Genomic DNA, 15540 nt, shown 5'->3' with positions numbered 1-15540 from the left:
CGCCCAAACCCCTGCAAGGAGCGCTTGATGTCAATGACGACAAAACGTTGGCGCAGCACGGCGATCGTGTCGGCCGTCGTGATGGCGGGGCTCGCTGCCCCGTCCGCGACGGCGGCCACGAACGCGAACGTGTGGCTCACCACCGCGGACCGGTCGAACCTGTTGCGGCAACAGGCGGACGTGACGTTCGGGTCGGGCGGCAACGGCCCCACGATCACGATCAACCCGAACGTCAGCTACCAGTCCGTGGTCGGCTTCGGCGCCTCGTTCACGGACTCGGCCGCCTGGAACATCTTCAACTCACCGCGCCGTGACGAGATCATGGACCAGCTGTTCAACAGGAGCAGCGGCATCGGCATGAGCTTCATCCGCCAGCCGATCGGCGCGACCGACTTCTCGCGCAGCTTCTACACCTACAACGACGGCGCGGCGGACCCGACGCTCTCGCGGTTCTCCATCGCGCACGACAACGCGTACATCCTGCCGCTGGTCCGGCAGGCGAAGCAGCTCAACCCGCAGCTGAGCATCATGGCGACGCCGTGGAGCGCGCCCGCGTGGATGAAGAACAACAACAGCCTCATCCAGGGCTCGCTGAACGACAGCCGGATCGGTGTCTACGCCGACTACCTGGTCAAGTTCACGCAGGCCTACCAGGCCGCGGGCGCGCCGATCGACTACCTGAGCGTGCAGAACGAGCCGAACTTCGAGCCGCCGGGTTATCCCGGCATGCGGATGTCGGCGCAGCAGCAGGTCAACGTCATCAACAACCTGGTCCCGAAGCTGCGTGCGGTCGGCCAGAACGCGCGGCTGCTGGGCTATGACCACAACTGGGACGACACGAACTACGCGCAGGTCGTGAACAACGGCGCGGGCAACAACGTCGTCGGTTCGGCGTGGCACTGCTACGGCGGCAACCCGAGTGGACAGTCGGTCGTCCGCAACGCCCAGCCCAACAAGGAGATCTTCTTCACCGAGTGCTCCGGCACGTCGAGCGGCAACGACGCGGCGACGTTCCGCGACACGCTCCGGTGGCAGGGCATCAACCTCGCGATCGGCGCCACCCGCAACTGGGCGCGTTCCGTCGCGATCTGGAACATGGCCCTGGACAACAACCACGGCCCGGTGATCGGCAGCTGCACCAACTGCATGGGTGTCGTGACCACCAACGGCAGCAGCGTCACCTACAACGCCGAGTACTACGTGCTCGGGCACCTGTCGAAGTTCGTGCAGCCCGGCGCGGTCCGGATCGACTCGACCGGCTACGGCGAGGGCGGCATCCAGAACGTCGCGTTCCGCAACCCGGACGGCCGGATCGTGCTGGTCGCGCTCAACTCCGGTGGCGCGCAGAACTTCCGCGTCTCCTACGCCGGTCAGACGTTCGGCTACAACCTGCCGGCCGGCGCAATGGCGACGTTCACCTGGCCCGGCACGCTCGACCCCGGTCAGCCCGGCCGCACCGGCCAGATCACCGGCCTCGGCGGCAAGTGCCTGGACGTCACGAACGGCTCGACCACCAACGGCAACCAGCCGCAGATGTGGACCTGCACTGGCGGCCCGAACCAGCAGTGGACCGCGGGCACCGACGGCACGATCCGCGGGCTCGGCAAGTGCCTCGACGTCACCGGCAACGGGACCGCGGACGGCACGGCGGTCCAGCTGTGGGACTGCTTCGGCGGCGGGAACCAGCGCTGGACGGCTTCCAACGGCACGTTGGTGAACGTCGGCAGCGGCAAGTGCCTGGACGTGCGCGACAACAACCCCGCCGATGGCGCCAGACTGCAGATCTGGACCTGCGGCGGTGGCGCGAACCAGAGGTGGACCGTGCCGGCTTAGCCGAGACAGGCCGGCGCCCGCTAAGGGCGCCGGCCTGGCAGCACCTGCACGTCGAACTCCCCTGCCTGGAAGGCGAACGCCAGGAGGGCGTGACCTTCCCTCTCCAGCACCAGGAGATCCTTTTTGGACACCTTGACGAACGGCTCGACGACCAGCCGGTAGGACTTCCTCTCCTTGTCCACCCGCCAGATCCCCTGCAGCAGTCCGCCGATCAGCAGGTTGCCGCGCAGCACCCCGCCCCGAACGGTCATCAGCAACCCGTGCTCGCGGCACCACTGCGCGAACGACAGACCGTCCGGAATGATCCGCTCCCGGTTGGCGTGCGAGAGGAACACGTTGTCGTACTCGGGCAGGAACCTGGGCGGCGCGGGCACATCAGGATCGGGCAGCGAGGCTTCCGGGACGTCGAACAGCGTCCTGCCGTCGGCGTCGAGGTGGCCGCGCAGGTCCATCCCGTCGACGATCTCGCCGAGCTTGGTCAGCCCGCACCACGCCTGCACGTCCTGCACGCTCGCCGGTCCGAACGCCGCCAGGTACCGCCGGATCATCCGCTCGACCGACGGGGCCGGGTCGATCGGCCTGCCGAGCCAAGTCGTAGCGGAAGCGTGGACCGTGCGGCCGGTGCCGTCCCACGTGCCGCGCGGCGGGATCTGCACCAGCGCGGCCAGATTCCGCACGGCGTAAGCGAGCGTGTCCGGCTTGCGGTCCGGCCAACGCTCGTGCAACGCCTTGCCCAGCTCACTCGGGGTGCGCGGGCGCTCGTCGAGCAGTTCCAGGCCGGCTTTGACGACCGCGTCGAGGTCGAGATCCTTGACGACGGCGGCGTGCGCGGAGTTCGTGTAGAGGTCGCGGTCGAGCACCGGCTGCATCAACGGCCGCAGCGTCAGGCAGTCGTCCGGCGTCACGAGGTGGATCGTCGACCGCATCAACGCGGTGCGGACCAGCGAGCGGTCGGCGACCATGGCCGACAACGCGTCCGGCCGGTAGCGGCGCAACCGCGACCACAGCGCGAGGTACGGCCCGACCGGGATCTGCGCGTGCAGGCCGACGAGGTGTTCGACCACCTCGCGTTCGGGCAGCTCCTGCCTCTTCACCAGGTGCTGCCGGGAAAGCAGGGCACGGTTGAGCGCGCGGGCGCTCAACCGTGCCGTGTTCACATCACGAATTCTGCCATCTCAGGCGTACGGCTTGGCCGCTTTGCGGGCCGAGTACATCAGCATGGGCTTGACCTTCGCCCAATGCCCGTCCTGGCAGGAGTAGGCGGGCAGGAAGCCGGTGCAGTCGCCCTCCCAGTTGCCGATCTCCCACGTGTAGTGCGGCACGCCGAGCTCGCCGTACGCCCAGTCGTCGATCGAACCGCCCGCGGTGTAGAGCAGCTCACCGGGCTGGCCGTACTGCCACTCGGGCCCCGCGAGCTGGGCCATGTCACGGGCCATCGCCCGCAGCTTGTCGTCGTTCGGCGACGGCTGCGTGGTGTAACCCCACGGCAGCAGCACGACGTTGAACGCCGAGTGCATCGTGATGACCATGCCACGGGTGTCGGGGGCGGCAGGGTCGGTCACCGCGGGTCCGCGCTTGTCCAGGTAGAGCGAGCGGAACAGCTTCTCCAGCGCCCTGGTCTCCACCTCGGAGTCGGGCTTCGGGCCGCGGTAGACCTGGTGACACGGGTCGGACGACGTGCCGTTGTCGCCCCACTGCGCGTCGAAGTTGCGGTTGACGTCGATGCCGACCTGGGCGAGCGGGTTCTCCGCGGTGGGGACGCACTCCTTCGGGCCGTTGGTGTGGTTGGCGTTCTTGCGCTGCAGCTTCGGCGAGTCACCGCCGGACTGCACGATGTCGACGCCGTCGGGGTTCGCGATCGGCACAACCCAGATCTCGGTCGTGTCCAGCAGCTGCGTCACCTCGGCGTCCTTGCCGTAGCCGGTGGTGAGGTGGTCGATCCAGCGCCACGCCATGTCGCCGGTGGTGATCTCGCGGGCGTGGATCTGCCCCGAGACGAACAGCCGTGGCTTGCGCGCGTGCGGCGTCAGCTTGCAGTCGCCGAGCGTCTTCCGGGTGAGGCAGATGGCCTTGAGGTCGTAGCCGCCCGCGCCCTGGGTCTTGCGCCACGAGTCGCCGTAGTCGACGACGGTCGCGAGGCCCGCGTACTTGAACGCCACCCGGTTGAGGTGCGCGTAGTGCGCCTTCACCGTGCGGTAGCCGCCGTAGTAGGTCTCGTCGACGCCCGTTCCCTGGACCTTCATCTCGGACCGCGGCGGCGCCATCACGGACTCGACCGTGCCGGTGTACCCGGCCTGGGCGAGCTTGTCGTGCACGGCCTGGCCACCGAGCACGAACAGGTCGTCGCCGTCGCGCTGTTCGAGCACGTCGAACCCGCGCGCGAGCAGGTCCTGCGCCTTCTGACCGAGCGGGGCCGGGACGCGGTAGACGTACGTCGGCCCCTCCTGCACCGGCGCGGCTTCTGGCGGCGGCGCGGCCACCGACGTCCCGACCAGGAACGCCACGCTGGCGGCGCCCGCCAGCGCAAGGCTCAGCCTTCGCTGTTTCATTTCGAGTTCCCCCTCGAAAGCCGTGGATGTGGCGATCTTGAACATAGCGACGGCCGCATCGAGTGGAAACGCTCTCCGCCAATTGAGGCGGACCGGTTTGTTGTCCGGTGCCCGGACATCAGGCCAGAGGACGACCACACGCACTACCTGAGGATGACGTCGGCGTACGAACGGACTGGACACAGTGGAGTAACCGACTCGTGCAGGAGGACAAGATGATTGGCAAGATCACGGCGCTGACAGCCGTCGCACTCACGACCGGAGTGGTGCTCACCGGGACCGCGTCGGCCAACCCGTCCGACAAGCCCTGCGACACCTCCGATCTCGTCGTCTCCGTCACCAAGGACCCGACCTCGGCGGCGGGCCAGCAGGCGTACGTCATCCACTACGTCGCCGCCGGCCCGCACACCAACTGCAGCCTGCAGGGCGCCCCGACCGCCGTCACGTTCACCAAGGGCAACGGGCACAGTCAGGCGGACGGCAGCGACATCCAGGTGCTGCTGGACGACCCCTACGGTCACCCGGCGCCGGTGAACGTGCAGCCCGGCAGGCCGGCCGAGTCGCGGATCCTGGTGGGCTCGCAGGCTCCGGTGACGTTCTGGCCGAGTGTCGTGAACCTCAACCTGCCGGCCACCAACGGTCACACCGTCACCGTGGGGTGGCCGGAGAACGCACCGCTGAGGGGCGACCACGTGGAGCTGACGGCGGTGAGCGCTGCGGGGAGCGCCTGAGCACTCCCCCAGCTCACAACGGTAGCCGCCGCAAAGCGGGCTTGAGCACCTTCCCCGAGCCCGTCCTCGGCAACTCCGCCACCACCTCCACGTGCACCGGGATCTTGTACTTCGCCAGGCGAGGCAACAGGAACTCCCGCAACCCGGCCGCATCCACGACCACACCCGACCGAGGCCGGACGAACGCCCGGCCCACCTCACCCCACCGGGAGTCGGGCACGCCGACCACCGCCACCTCGGCGACATCGGGATGATCGGAGATCGCGTTCTCGACTTCGGCCGGGTAGACGTTCTCACCGCCGGAGATGTACATGTCCTTGACCCGGTCGACGATGTAGAGGTAACCGTCGTCAAGGCGCCCGACGTCGCCGGTGCGGAACCAGCCGTCCGCGGTGAACGCGCCCGCGGTGGCGACCGGGTCGTTCCAGTAGCCGGGCGTCACGTTCGGTCCCTGGACCTCGATCTCGCCGGTCTCGGCGAGCCGCACGTCGCCCAGGAACACCGGCACACCGGCCGATCCGGCCTTCCGGACGCTGTCGGCCGCTTCCAGGAACGTGGCACCGGGCGCGGTCTCGGTGAGGCCGTAACCCTGGCAGAACACCAGTCCGCGGTCCTGGTAGGCGCGGATGACCGCGTCCGGCACCGCCGCACCGCCGCACATGAGCACGCGCAACGAGCTCAGGTCGGCGGTGCGCCAGTCCGGAGACGAGGCGAGATCGGCGTACATCGTGGACACGCCGAACATCCACGTCACCCGCTCCCACTCGATCAGCTCAAGTGCTGAGCCGACGTCCCACCGCGGCGTGATCACACTGCGGCCGCCCTTGATGAACGTGGGCAGCAGCGTCTGGGTCAGCGCCGCGACGTGGAACAGCGGAGCGGCGACGAGCGCCACCTCGTCGTAGGCGATGTCGATGCCGATCATCAGGTTGAACGTGTTCCACAGCAGGTTGGCATGGCTGAGAACGGCACCCTTGGGCCTGCCGGTCGTGCCGGAGGTGTAAAGGATCAGCGCAGCGTCCTCAATGGACACAGCGACGTCGAGCGGCTCCTCCGAGCCACCCGCCAGCCAGGACTCGTAGGAGTCGAGTGAGATGGCCTGCGGGTGGTCGGAGCCGAACTGAGCGGCGTGGATCAGCACGCGGGCACCGCTGTCGGCGAGCTGGTAGTCGATCTCCGCGGTGGTGAGCCGGAAGTTCAGCGGGACGAAGATCGCGCCGAGCTGGTGCGCGGCGAACATCGTCTCGGCGAACGACGGGTGGTTCGGGCCGAGGTACGCGACCCGGTCCCCGTGCCGCACGCCGAGTTCCGCCAACCGCCGCGCGAGCTTCGTGGTGCGCCGGAAGACTTCGAGGTAGGTGGTCGAGACGCCCTCGAAGGTGAACGCTTCACGCTGGGGCGCCATCCGCGCCCGGCGTGCCGGCCAGCTGCCCAGTCCCGCGTTGCGCACTCCGGTCTCCTGTCAGGCTGGTGCGGCTGGTCTCCCGCAGTGCGAGCGTGCACAGCACGGTCAGCAGGCAGAACGCCGCCAGGATGAACGAGATGGCCGACGTGCCCGCCGACACCTGCACCTGCGCGAACAGCAGCGGTGCCAGGCCCGCCCCGAGTCCGGCGAGCTGGTAGCCCAGCGAGGCTCCGGTGTACCGGCTGCCGGTCGCGAACAGCTCGCTGTAGAGCGCGGCCAGCGGGCCGTACATCATCGGGTGCAGCACGGCCTGACCGACCACCAGCGCGAGCACGATGAACCCGTTGTCCACCAACGGGAACAGCGCGAACCCGAACGCCGCCATCAGCACCGCACCGGCGAGCACGACGGGTCGCCGCCCGAACCGGTCCGACGCCGCCGACCAGCCGAGAATGCCGAGCACCGCGAGCGCTGAGGACAACGTCAGCGCGTTGAGGATGTCCTGCCTGCTGTTGCCGGCCTGCACGCCGTACGCCAGCACGAACGTCGTGAGTGTGGACTGAGCGACGAACGCCGAGAGCCCGACGCCGACCCCGAGCAGCAACGTGCGCGGGTGGTTGCGCAGGACGTCCATCAGCGGAGCTGAAGTGCGCTTCTCCGCGGCCTTGAACACCGGCGTCTCCTCGACCCTGGTGCGCACGAACAGACCGATGCCCAGCAGCACCAGGCTGAGCAGGAACGGCACCCGCCAGCCCCACGCCAGGAACGCCTGTTCCCCGACCAATGCCGCCGTGCCGGTCAAAGCAGCCGTGGACAGGACCATGCCGCAGGGCGCGCCCGCGTTGGTGAAGCTCGCCCACAGCCCGCGCCGCGAAGTGGCGTGCTCGGCGGACATCAGCACAGCGCCGCCCCACTCGCCGCCGACCGAGATGCCCTGCACGACCCGCAGCAGCACGAGTCCGGCCGGAGCGAGCCAGCCGACCTGGGCGTAGGTGGGCAGCAGGCCGATCAGGAAGCTCGCGACGCCCATCAGGCTCATCGTGAGCACGAGCATCTTCTTGCGGCCCAGCAGGTCGCCGTAGTGTCCGAAGAGGACACCGCCGAGCGGCCGGGCCAGGTAGCCGGTGGCGAACGTGCCGAAGCTCGCGATCGTGCCGACCACCGGGTCGAGCGAGGAGAAGAAGACCTTGTTGAACACCACCGCGGAAGCCGTGGCGTAGAGCAGGAAGTCGTAGTACTCGATCACACTGCCGAGGAAGCTGGATGTGACGGCGCGGCGTAACTGCGTTGTTGTCGCCATGACTTCACCTCACGCGTAGTGGCGGTAGATGGCCCGCGCGACGCAGGCGGGCTTGTCCGAACCCTCGATCTCGACCGTGAAGTCCACGGTCAGCTGCACACCGTTGCCCGCGACCTCGTCGACGGACGCGACCTGACCCTTCAACCGGATCTTGGCGCCGACCGGCACCGGAGCGGGGAACCGCACCTTGTCCAGGCCGTAGTTGATGCTCATGCGCACGCCGGAGACGTCGAGCAGCTCTCCCATCAACGGGATGAGCATCGCCAGCGTGAGATAGCCGTGGGCGATCGTGCCGCCGAACGGCCCGGCGGCGGCACGGGCGGGGTCGACGTGGATCCACTGGTGGTCGTCGGTGGCCTCGGCGAACCGGTACACGCGGTCCTGGTCGATCTGAAGCCAGTCGGTGTAGCCGAGGTCCCTGCCTGCCAGGGCCTTGACCTCTTCGAGTCCGTTGACGGCAGTGGTCATGTGTCCTCCTTGACGAGTCCGAGCAGGCGGGCGGCGTTGTGCTTGAGGATCTTGGGGCGGACCTCGTCCTTGATGTCGAGTGCGGCGAAGTCCTTGAGCCAGCGGTCAGGCGTGATCACCGGGTGGTCCGAGCCGAAGAGGACCTTGTCCTGCAGCACGGTGTTGGCGTAGCGGACCAGCTGCGGCGGGAAGTACTTCGGCGACCAGCCGGAGAGGTCGATGTGCACGAACGGTTTGTGCGTGGCGACCGCGAGCGCCTCGTCCTGCCAGGGGAACGACGGGTGCGCCAGCACGATCTTCAGGTACGGGAAGTCGACGGCCACGTCGTCGACGAGCATCGGGTTGGAGTGCTTGAGCCGGATGCCGCCGCCACCCGGCACCCCGGCCCCGATCCCGGTCTGTCCACTGTGGAACAGCGCGGGCACGCCCAGCTCCTCGATCGCCTCGTACAGCGGGTAGGCCATCCGGTCGTTCGGGGAGAAGTCCTGCAAGCTCGGGTGGAACTTGAACCCGCGCACGCCGTGCTCCTCGACGAGCCGGCGCGCCTCCCGGACAGCGGCTCGGCCCTTCCACGGGTCGACGCTCGCGAACGGGATCAGCACATCCGCGTGCTCGGCACAGGACGAGGCGATCTCCTCGTTCGTGATGCGGGGATGCCCGGTGGCGTGCTCGGCGTCGACGGTGAAGATAACCGCGGCCATCTTCCGTTCGCGGTACAAGGCTGCGGTCTCGGCGATCGTCGGCTGGCGATGCTCGGCCTTGAAGTACTCGGCGGACGCCTCGATCAGCTCCGGACTCAGCGAACTGTGGCCATCGCAGGAGATCTCGGCGTGCGTGTGGACGTCGATCGCAACCAACTCAGCAACATTCATTTTGGGAACGTTCATGGCGCCACCGGTGCCGGAATGCCGTAGGTCTCGGGCTCGAACCCGGCCAGCTTCGAGGCGATCTCCTCCGCCGTCCAGCCACCGTCCGCGAACTCGACCTGCTTCTCCGCCGGGTGCGACCACAGCGCCAGCCGGTCGCCACCGATGCCGATCGCCTGCCCCGTCACCCCCTTGACCCCAGCCAGGTACACGATCAACGAGGCGACGTCCTCGACCGTGCCCAGACCCTCGTCGCGCCGCACCCATGCGGGCAAGGGGGCACCGGTCCGTTCAGACTCCTCGATCAGCGGCGCGAACGCGGGAATCGTCCTGGTCATCTCGGTCGCGGCGACCGGCACCACGGCGTTGACCGCGATGTCAGACCGCGCGAGTTCCAACGCCCAGGTGCGCGCCATCGCGGCGATCCCGGCCTTGGCGGCGGCGTAGTTGGTCTGGCCGAAGTTGCCGCGCTGGCCGGCGGGCGACGAGATCAGCACGAGGCTGCCGCCAGTCCCCTGCTCCCGCATCCGCACAGCGGCCGCGCGGGCACACGTGAACGTGCCGCGCAGGTGCACGTTGATCACAGCGTCGAAGTCGTCGTCGGTCATCTTCCACAGCACCCGGTCGCGCAGGATGCCCGCGTTCGTGACCAGCACGTCCAGCCGCCCGAACTCCTCGACGGCGGTGCTGACCAGCAGTTCCGCGGTCTCGGTGGAGCCGACCGGCGCGATCACCGCCTTGCCGCCGACCAGCGCGGCGACCTCCTCGGCGGCGTCGTCCACGTCGTTGACCACGACCTTGGCCCCGTGGCGCGCCAGGGCTTCCGCGTAGGCACGCCCCAGTCCGCGGCCGCTTCCGGTGACGATCGCGACCTTGCCCGACAGATCCATCCGACGAGTCCTCTCCGTTGGGGTCGCACCCAAAGTACGTCATATTCGTGACGCTCGTCTAGATTCTGCCCAACATGTATCGTGACAGCGTGACCCCGCAGTCGCTGATGCTCAACTTCCTCGGCCTGTACGTGCTCGGCCGCGACACAGCCGTGTACTCGGGCAGCGTGATCGACGTCTTCGGACGCGTGGACGTCTCCGAGGAGGCGGTTCGCTCGACGCTGACCCGGATGGCCGCGCGAGGTCTGCTCACCAAGCACCGCAACGGCCGGAAGGTCTACTTCGGACTGACTCCGCACGCGACCGACGTGCTGCAGGACGGTGAGCGCCGCATCTGGCAGACCGGGGCGCTGAACACCGACTGGGACGGCACCTGGACGTTGATCGGCTTCTCACTGCCGGAGAGCCGTCGCAGCGACCGGCACGACCTGCGCTCGCAACTGATGTGGGCGGGGTTCGGGCCGGTGCAGAACGGCCTGTGGATCGCGCCGGGCACACGTGACGTCACCGGGATGGTCGAGGAGCTGGACCTCGCGCAGCACGTCACGGTGTTCACCGCGCAGCACGCCAAGCCCACCGAGGCGGCCGATCTCGCGCACCGGGCGTTCGACACGGAGGCGATCGCCGCGCGCTACCAGGACTTCCTGGCGCGCTGGGGCGGGAAAACGCCGCTCAAGGAGCTGCCGGACGATCTCGCCCGGCAGCTGGTGCTGCACTCGGACTGGCTGGAACTGGTGCGGCAGGACCCGCACCTGCCGGCGGAGCTGCTCGACGCCGACTGGCCGGCGATCGAGGCCGAGCAGCTCTTCCAGTCACTGGCGACGCGGTACACCGAGACCGCGTCGCCCCTGGCCGCCGCAGCGATCGAATCGATCGACGTCAGCGGGAAGTGAACGCCTCGAAGCACTCGTCCAGGTCGCCGTTGAGCGAGAACTCCTGCAACGGCAGGCCGTCGAACAACAGCCGCAGGTCGGCATCCACCGAGTCGAGCACGGCCTGATCGGTCTTGCCGGTCGTGATGTCGTCCCAACAACGCTTCACGGCCTCGTCGACCGACAGCTCGCGCGTGCCGGTCGAGCCGTCACGCACGAGGAACACCGCCGCGTCGAGCGAAGCCTTGGTGTGCAACCGCTCGCGGAAGGACTCCGGCAGCCGGACGCGAGCCTTCTCCCCCGGCGCCACCGCGCTCACGTCGGCCCCGACCAGCCCGGCGCGCGCGATCGTCTCCTCGTCGAGGTAGACGACCTCCGAGTACCCCCACGCGGTGCGGCTCGGGTCGTCCATGTGCCGCACCATGATGTCCTCACCGAACAGCGCGGCTCCGCGGTGCAGGCACCAGAACGTGAACGTCGACTTGCCCGTGCCGGTCGGCGCCGACAGCAGCACCGTCCGGCCGTCCACCCCGACCGCGCCGGCGTGCAGCGGGTAGTGCCGGGGCGAGCGGCACACCAGGTACAGGAACAGCCGCTCCAGGATCCAGCGGCCCCACACGATCTGGTCCGCGAGATCACCGCGGGCCAGCGTGATCGTGGCGCTCCACTCGTCCGGCACGATCACCGCGCGGGAGTTCCCGGTGTCGATCGTGATCGGGTTGGAGGCGATGACCTCCAGCGTGTGCGGCGGGTTCTCGGACGGCACACCGGCTCCGTCGGCCACGTCGAACGCCAGCCGCACCTCCTGCGTGCTGCGCGGTGGTTCGCCGGTGCCGAAGAACGCCTCGACCACATCACGTGCCTCGGGGTGCACCGAGCAGACCACCCGGAACCCGTAGCACTCCTTGACCAGTTCCTCCATGCTCACTTCCTCAGTTCGGTGAACCGGCTGCGCACGAACAACAACGGCGGCCGATCGGACAAGACGTCGTATGCGCGCACGGCACCGATGAGCATCGTGTGGTCACCGGCGACGTGCGCCTGGTCGAGCTCGCAGTCGAAGTAGCTGATCCCGTCCAGCAGGACCGGCGACCGCGAGTGCGGCGCCGGCTTCCACGAGACGCCCGCGAACCCCTCGGCACCGCCCGGCCGCGAGGAGTTCGCGAACCAGCGAGCGGTCTCCTCCTGCCCGTCGCTCAGCACGGTCACCGCGAACCGGCCCGACCGCGCGATCCGCTCGTAGGTGCGCGACGAGCTGTTCACGGACACCAGCACCAGCAACGGATCGATGGAGATCGACGCGAACGAGTTCACGGTCATGCCGTGCGGCTCGTTGTCCGCCACCGTGGTCAGCACCGTCACGCCGGTCGGGAACGTCGCCGCGGTGCTGCGGAAGCGGGCGCTCATGACGTGCTCTGGCGTAAGACGTTCAGGTGGTTGAGTCCGGAGAGGACGGTCTCCTGCGGCAGCCCGAAGTCGATCAGGCAGGCGATCTCGTCGACGCCGATGCCCGCAGCCCTGTCGACGATCTTTCGGGTCTTGTCGACCGTGCCGAGCAACGCGCCGTCGTCGTAGTACCGCTCGAACGCGCGCTCCACCAGGAAGTCGATGTCCTTCTCCCGCAACGACGACGGGTCGATCTTGCGCGCACTGCCCTGCTGCGAGCCGAGCAGCAACCCGAGCGAGCTGCGCAGGTAGTCCGACATCGGCCCGCGCACCAGGTCGCGCACCTCGTCCTCGTCCTCGCCGAGGAACGTGTGCACCATCAGCACAACGTTCCCGTCCTTGCCGTGGTGCTCACGGGACGCGTCGCGGTACTCGGCGATCTTCGTCTCCAGCTCGCCCAGGTCCTGGCCGAGCAGGTGGGTCAGCAGCCCGGCGCCGGCGCGGCCCGCGTTGCGGAACGTCTCGACGCCACCCGCGCTGGTGATCCACACCGGCAGCTCCGGCTGCACCGGCGGCGGGAAGATGCCGACCTGCTGCGGTTTCCCGGTGCCGTCGACGACGTCCATCTTGCCGCCGCGCCACAACGAGCGGACCTGCTCGGTGTACTCGATCAGCACGTTGCGGCGGTTCTCGTAGTTCTCCGGCTTCAGCGCGAAGTCGACGGCGTGCCAGCCGGAGGCGAACGAGAGCCCGACCCGGCCGCCGGAGATGTTGTCCACCACGGACCACTCCTCGGCGATGCGCAGCGGGTGGTGCAGCGGCGCGACCACGCTGCCCGCGCGGATCTGGATCCGTTCGGTCACGGCGGCGACCGCGGCACCGGTCACCGACGGGTTCGGGTACAGCCCGCCGAACTCGTGGAAGTGCCGTTCGGGCGTCCACACCGCGGAGAACCCGTTGCGGTCGGCGAACCTGGCGCCGTCGAGCAGCAACCGGTAGCGGTCGTGGTCGAGCTCGCGGCTGTTGTTGGCGAAGTAGAACAGGCTGAAGTCCACGGTCAGCTCCTCTCCAGCGCGGCGACCAGGGTGTCGAAGTTCGTGTCGAAGTCCGGCGTCAGCGCGAGCTCCCAGACCGGCATGCCCTCCAGCAGGTGCCGCAGGTCCTTCTCCACGTCCGCCTCGAACGGGGTGCCGATCTTGCCGGTGTTCCAGTCCGACCTGGTGCGCTCCACGGCGTCGTCGATCTCGACGTCGAGCAACGAGCCGTCGCCACGAGCCAGGAACAGCAGGCAGTGCGGCGCCGAGCCGGCCAGCATGCGCGGCTCGAACGACGGCGGCAGGATCACCCGGAACTTGTCGCGCTTGGGCACCTCGGTGGTCTGCGCGCCGTCCAGCTGCGGCCACAGCTCAAGGAGCTGCGGCGACAGGTACGTCACGCGCGGGTAGCCCCACAGCGTGCCGGACTCGTCGTCCATGTGACGCACCATGATGTCCTCGCCGGCGAAGTCCGCCCCGCGGCGCAACGCCCACGCGGAGAACGTCGACTTCCCGACGCCGCTGTCCGCCGTGACGACCGCGGTGCGACCCTCGACCGACACCGCGCCCGCGTGCAGCGGGTAGTGCCGCTGCGACCGGCAGACCAGGTAGATGAACGCACGTTCCAGGATCCAGCGCCCCCACACGATCTGGTCGTGCAGGTCCTCGCGGGACAACGCGATGTGCACCGACCACGCGGCCGGGTCGACGGTCGCCTGCGTGCGGCCGACGTTGATGGTGATCTCGTCGGCGGTCTCCCAGTTCTCCGGGAAGTACGGCGGTTCGACCTGCTCGCCGCCCTGATCCACGACGTCGACCTCGATCCGGACGACCGGCGCGCCGGGCACGACAGGTCCCGCCGCGGGGCCGAAGAACCCGTCGATCACGTGGGCCGCGTCCGGGTCTGCCGAACACTCCACCGGGAACCCGTAGCAGCTCCGGTTCAACTCTCTCCCCTTTTCATCCATTGTGGACAACCACCCCGTAGCGCTCGCGAGTGCGCGACGCCCAGCCCTCGGCGATCGGCGCGACGGCGCCGGCGGCGAGCATCAGCGCGCCGAACACCAGCCAGCCCGGCCAGCCGATGCCGATGATCAGCACCGTCGCGGCCAGCGGGGTGACCGCCGCCGCGAGCTGGTCGGTCATGCCGAACAGACCCTGGTACTGCCCCATCGCGTGCTCCGGCGCCAGCTCGTAGGCCAGGGCCCAGCCACCGGCGGCACCCAGCAGTTCGCCGAACACGTGCACCAGCGCACCCGCCACCAGCGCCGCGACCGCGACCCAGGCAGGCTGTCCGGCCGCCAGCGCGAACAACGCGCAGCAGGCCGCCAGCGCGACACCGGCACGGCGCAACGCCCGTGCGCCACCAGCGGCGGTGTCGGTGCCCTGGCTGACTTTCACCTGGAACAGCACGACCATCACCGTGTTGAGCACCAGGATCGCCGCGTAGACCCACGTCGGCGCACTGGTGCGCTGGGCGATCCAGATCGGCAGCGCGACGGTCAGGATGCCGCCGTTCATCACGAGCACCGCGTTGATCAGCGCCACGACGACGAACGGCCTGTCCCGCAGCACGACCCAACGCGGGCCGTCCGACTCTTCCTTCTTCTTCGCGGCCGCCTCGACGTTCGGCAGGATCAGGTAGACCAACCCGGCCGCGACGTAGATCAGGCCGCACGTGATCAGCAGGCCGACGTACACGGACCTGGTGTCGAAGTGCAGCGCGACACCACCGCTCACCGCCCCGAGCGAGATGCCGATGTTGTTGACCGAGCGGATGAACGCCCGCGCCTGCACACGTTCTTCCTTCGGCACCACGCCGGCGACCAGCGCGCCGCGTGAGGCGTCTGAGCCGGCCTCCGCCATCACGACGAGGCTCGCCGCGATCAGGAACCCCGTGAACCCGCCCACCAACGCGTACCCGCAGATCAGGACGCCTTGCAGTGCAACGAAGAACGTCGCGGTGTTGCGTGCGCCCAGCACGTCCGCCGAGTGCCCGGCCGGGATGCTGGTGAGCATCCCGACGACGGCGGCGATGGTGAGCCCCAGGCCGACCTGGGTCGCGGGCAGCCCCACCGATCTGGTGAAGAACAGCACGCTGACCGACAGCAGCATGCCGTTGCCGACACTGCGGCCCAGGCTGCTGGCCGCGAGGATCCGGATCGGTCCCGGTGGCGGGACCAGATGACGGAGGAACGACATCTTC

At 68.8% G+C, this 15540-nt stretch carries 15 protein-coding genes; 3 read left to right on the top strand and 12 right to left on the bottom strand.

Features of this window, described 5'->3' with window-relative positions:
• The first annotated feature begins 33 nt into the window (after window positions 1-33).
• The gene (locus tag LFM09_RS08675) at window positions 34-1833 is read left to right on the top strand and encodes a ricin-type beta-trefoil lectin domain protein (protein ID WP_414095792.1); all 1800 of its coding nucleotides are present in this window, start codon (window positions 34-36) and stop codon (window positions 1831-1833) included.
• A 20-nt stretch (window positions 1834-1853) separates the two neighbouring features.
• On the opposite strand, the gene LFM09_RS08670 is transcribed toward LFM09_RS08675, so the two are convergent.
• Together LFM09_RS08670 and LFM09_RS08665 are read right to left on the bottom strand one after the other, a co-directional pair.
• Window positions 1854-2990 (bottom strand): winged helix DNA-binding domain-containing protein, encoded by a 1137-nt coding sequence (locus LFM09_RS08670; RefSeq protein WP_414095791.1) that lies wholly within the window; start codon window positions 2988-2990, stop codon window positions 1854-1856.
• 18 nt (window positions 2991-3008) lie between these two features.
• Window positions 3009-4382 carry a M14 family zinc carboxypeptidase gene (locus LFM09_RS08665; protein ID WP_414095790.1) on the bottom strand — a complete coding sequence of 458 codons (1374 nt, stop codon included), beginning with the start codon at window positions 4380-4382 and terminating at the stop codon, window positions 3009-3011.
• Between the two features lie 215 nt (window positions 4383-4597).
• Here LFM09_RS08665 and LFM09_RS08660 point away from each other — a divergent pair, with 215 nt between their 5' ends.
• Entirely contained in the window at window positions 4598-5113 is a 516-nt protein-coding gene (locus LFM09_RS08660) for a DUF4232 domain-containing protein (RefSeq protein WP_414095789.1), read from the top strand.
• Between the two features lie 13 nt (window positions 5114-5126).
• On the opposite strand, the gene LFM09_RS08655 is transcribed toward LFM09_RS08660, so the two are convergent.
• The 5 genes from LFM09_RS08655 to LFM09_RS08635 are packed head-to-tail and all read right to left on the bottom strand — an operon-like array spanning window position 5127 to window position 10042.
• Window positions 5127-6563: an acyl-CoA synthetase gene (locus tag LFM09_RS08655; RefSeq protein ID WP_414095788.1), complete on the bottom strand. Its 1437-nt coding sequence runs from the start codon at window positions 6561-6563 to the stop codon at window positions 5127-5129.
• Window positions 6502-7818, bottom strand: a complete 1317-nt coding sequence (locus LFM09_RS08650) for an MFS transporter (protein ID WP_414095787.1) — start codon at window positions 7816-7818, stop codon at window positions 6502-6504. The genes LFM09_RS08655 and LFM09_RS08650 overlap by 62 nt, the downstream gene beginning before the upstream one ends.
• A 9-nt stretch (window positions 7819-7827) precedes the next feature.
• A complete protein-coding gene (locus tag LFM09_RS08645) occupies window positions 7828-8286 on the bottom strand; it encodes a MaoC family dehydratase (protein WP_414095786.1) in 459 nt (152 codons plus the stop codon).
• The gene (locus LFM09_RS08640; protein WP_414095785.1) at window positions 8283-9158 is read right to left on the bottom strand and encodes an amidohydrolase family protein; all 876 of its coding nucleotides are present in this window, start codon (window positions 9156-9158) and stop codon (window positions 8283-8285) included. The genes LFM09_RS08645 and LFM09_RS08640 overlap by 4 nt, the downstream gene beginning before the upstream one ends.
• A gap of 11 nt (window positions 9159-9169) precedes the next feature.
• Window positions 9170-10042, bottom strand: coding sequence for an SDR family oxidoreductase (locus tag LFM09_RS08635; RefSeq protein ID WP_414095784.1), 873 nt, complete (start codon window positions 10040-10042; stop codon window positions 9170-9172).
• An 89-nt stretch (window positions 10043-10131) separates the two neighbouring features.
• On the opposite strand from LFM09_RS08635, the gene LFM09_RS08630 reads away from it, so the two are divergent.
• A complete protein-coding gene (locus tag LFM09_RS08630) occupies window positions 10132-10935 on the top strand; it encodes a PaaX family transcriptional regulator C-terminal domain-containing protein (RefSeq protein WP_414095783.1) in 804 nt (267 codons plus the stop codon).
• Here the strand turns inward: LFM09_RS08630 and LFM09_RS08625 are convergent.
• The 5 genes from LFM09_RS08625 to LFM09_RS08605 are packed head-to-tail and all read right to left on the bottom strand — an operon-like array spanning window position 10922 to window position 15536.
• Window positions 10922-11836, bottom strand: coding sequence for a hypothetical protein (locus LFM09_RS08625; protein ID WP_414095782.1), 915 nt, complete (start codon window positions 11834-11836; stop codon window positions 10922-10924). The two genes, LFM09_RS08630 and LFM09_RS08625, sit on opposite strands and share 14 nt — an antisense overlap.
• A 2-nt stretch (window positions 11837-11838) precedes the next feature.
• Window positions 11839-12321: a flavin reductase family protein gene (locus LFM09_RS08620; RefSeq protein ID WP_414095781.1), complete on the bottom strand. Its 483-nt coding sequence runs from the start codon at window positions 12319-12321 to the stop codon at window positions 11839-11841.
• Window positions 12318-13355 (bottom strand): LLM class flavin-dependent oxidoreductase, encoded by a 1038-nt coding sequence (locus LFM09_RS08615; protein ID WP_414095780.1) that lies wholly within the window; start codon window positions 13353-13355, stop codon window positions 12318-12320. Before LFM09_RS08615 ends, LFM09_RS08620 begins: the two co-directional genes overlap by 4 nt.
• Before the next feature lie 2 nt (window positions 13356-13357).
• Window positions 13358-14281 carry a hypothetical protein gene (locus LFM09_RS08610; protein ID WP_414095779.1) on the bottom strand — a complete coding sequence of 308 codons (924 nt, stop codon included), beginning with the start codon at window positions 14279-14281 and terminating at the stop codon, window positions 13358-13360.
• Between the two features lie 13 nt (window positions 14282-14294).
• Complete coding sequence (locus tag LFM09_RS08605; RefSeq protein WP_414095778.1) at window positions 14295-15536, bottom strand: MFS transporter; 1242 nt, start codon at window positions 15534-15536, stop codon at window positions 14295-14297.
• Between the last annotated feature and the right edge of the window lie 4 nt (window positions 15537-15540).

It is taken from the genome of Lentzea alba (assembly GCF_047445655.1).
Taxonomy (GTDB): domain Bacteria; phylum Actinomycetota; class Actinomycetes; order Mycobacteriales; family Pseudonocardiaceae; genus Lentzea; species Lentzea alba_A.
The sequence above is the reverse complement of the archived record's forward strand: the minus strand, read 5'-3'. Positions and strand labels throughout refer to the sequence as shown.